Genomic DNA, 1,829 nt, shown 5'->3' with positions numbered 1-1,829 from the left:
GGTACTGAAAAACAGTCGTTTTGTACCATGTTCTTTTTCAGTGGCAGTGACATAGGCAAGGACTTCCCTGTCGCCGAAGATCTTAATCAGAACCCGGCGGACACCGGTATAATAATCACCGATCTTTTCATTGGAAAACGTAAACTCTGTTTCAACAGAAAGACGTTTTCCATGTTTGGCAGGACGTCCCTGACGACCGGTCCGTGCAGGTGCAAGATCATACATGACAGAATCAATCCTTGCACTGCCAATCAGATCCAGATTCGGATATTCATCAACGATGGATACCGGATTCTGTTTTGTATACCAGCTGTCACAAAGGATGATGACATGATCTTTGCTGTGAAATTCAGGCATAACCTGCCGGATCATGGAGGCTGCCAGTTTCAGTTTAGACTCTTTTTTCTGCCACATACGATAGCCAAGAGGAACGGAAAGATAATATACTTTATCCCCATTCCAGACAGGTACGCAGAGCATGACACTCACAAAGCAGTGTCCATTCAAATAGTTGGAACCATTGTGTGCGGCATGGTCAAACAGTTTTGAAACATTTTCAAATTTTGTGCCAAATTTAGATACCATCGTATCATCCACGCACAGAAATACAGGCTGCGTCTGCAATGAATCCGGTATCAGCTTCAAAGCAATCCTGACAGTAGTATTCATAAATCTGGAATAATCAACCTTTGCATAGGAACATGCATAATAAAATACATTCGGTGATTTCTCCGTTATTCTGGATAAAAAATGCTGATACAGAAACTGGATGGAATGTGCGGATTCTAAGGCCAGTATGGATAATATCAGCAAAAATAAGGTATCTGCTGTCGGAACAGAAAAAGTTTCAAAATAAATCAAAAAATATTGATGAAGTCTACCAATCAGTGTTTTTTCGTTGTATAATGCTTTTGTCGTACAGGGTCACTTTCCTTTGTAATGTTATCAGCAAATTCATTATACATCAGAAAGCCCTGTGCGATATTTTTTTATGAAAAAGTTGTAAAGTGGTGGAGAAATTATGAAAAAGATAATTATATTAAGAGGTAACTCTGGAAGTGGAAAAACAACAGTAGCTAGAGCGTTGCAAAAGAAATTTGGATACAATACAATGATGATTTCACAAGATGAGATTAGGAGAAATATCTTGTGGGTTAAAGATGGCGTTGATACTAAGGCATTACCACTTATGATAGAACTTATGAAATATGGGTATGAGCATTGTGATGTGGTTATTTTAGAGGGCATCATGTATGATGAGTGGTATAGTCCTTTGTTCAAAACGGCAAATGAATTGTATGGAATGGATATATATGCGTACTATTTTGATATACCATTTGAAGAGACGGTCAGGCGGCATAATACGAGAGATAAAAAACAGGAATTTGGTGAAGAAGATATGCGTAGATGGTGGAGAGAAAAGGATTTTTCATCAGTTTTTAATGAAAAAATTATTACATCTGATATTGATGCAGACAGTATTGTTGAAATGATATATATGGATTCAGCAAATGAAGGATAAGGGTATTACGAATGGTAAGAACAGAAAAAGTGATAATGACTAATATGTGTATGGTGTTTAGTGAAAATAGGGTACTTGTCCAAGATAAGACGGATGATGATTACTCTGGAATAACATTTCCGGGAGGACATGTGGAAAGAGGAGAATCATTTACAGATGCTGTGATACGCGAAGTGAGGGAAGAAACTGGATTGAAAATTACAGAACCAAAACTTTGTGGGATAAAAGACTGGATGAAGGATGAGGAAACAAGATATATAGTGTTATTATATAAGACAGCACCGGTTTACAACTTTATAAATGATAG

The 1,829-nt window shown here is 37.5% G+C and carries 3 protein-coding genes; 2 read left to right on the top strand and 1 reads right to left on the bottom strand.

Going from position 1 to position 1,829, the window contains the following annotated elements; translation table 11 throughout:
• On the bottom strand, positions 1 to 861 hold an 861-nt coding region (locus PG840_RS16605; protein WP_442872516.1), incomplete at its 3' end, for an IS701 family transposase.
• 160 nt (positions 862 to 1,021) lie between these two features.
• Between PG840_RS16605 and PG840_RS16600 the strand changes: the two genes are divergently transcribed.
• Together PG840_RS16600 and PG840_RS16595 are read left to right on the top strand one after the other, a co-directional pair.
• Complete coding sequence (locus PG840_RS16600; RefSeq protein WP_186835932.1) at positions 1,022 to 1,522, top strand: kinase; 501 nt, start codon at positions 1,022 to 1,024, stop codon at positions 1,520 to 1,522.
• Positions 1,523 to 1,533: 11 nt separating this feature from the next.
• Positions 1,534 to 1,829, top strand: a 296-nt coding sequence (locus PG840_RS16595; protein WP_270613908.1) for an 8-oxo-dGTP diphosphatase, incomplete at its 3' end; no start/stop codon positions are given.

Origin of the sequence: Coprococcus sp. AM97-35 (genome assembly GCF_027697525.1) — a bacterium.
Classification (GTDB): domain Bacteria; phylum Bacillota; class Clostridia; order Lachnospirales; family Lachnospiraceae; genus Allocoprococcus; species Allocoprococcus comes.
The sequence above is the reverse complement of the archived record's forward strand: the minus strand, read 5'-3'. Positions and strand labels throughout refer to the sequence as shown.

What these genes read in the sequence shown, in the direction of transcription:
- PG840_RS16600 (WP_186835932.1), top strand. Translation starts at nt 1,022, where the DNA reads ATGAAAAAGATAATTATATTAAGAGGTAACTCTGGAAGTGGAAAAACA.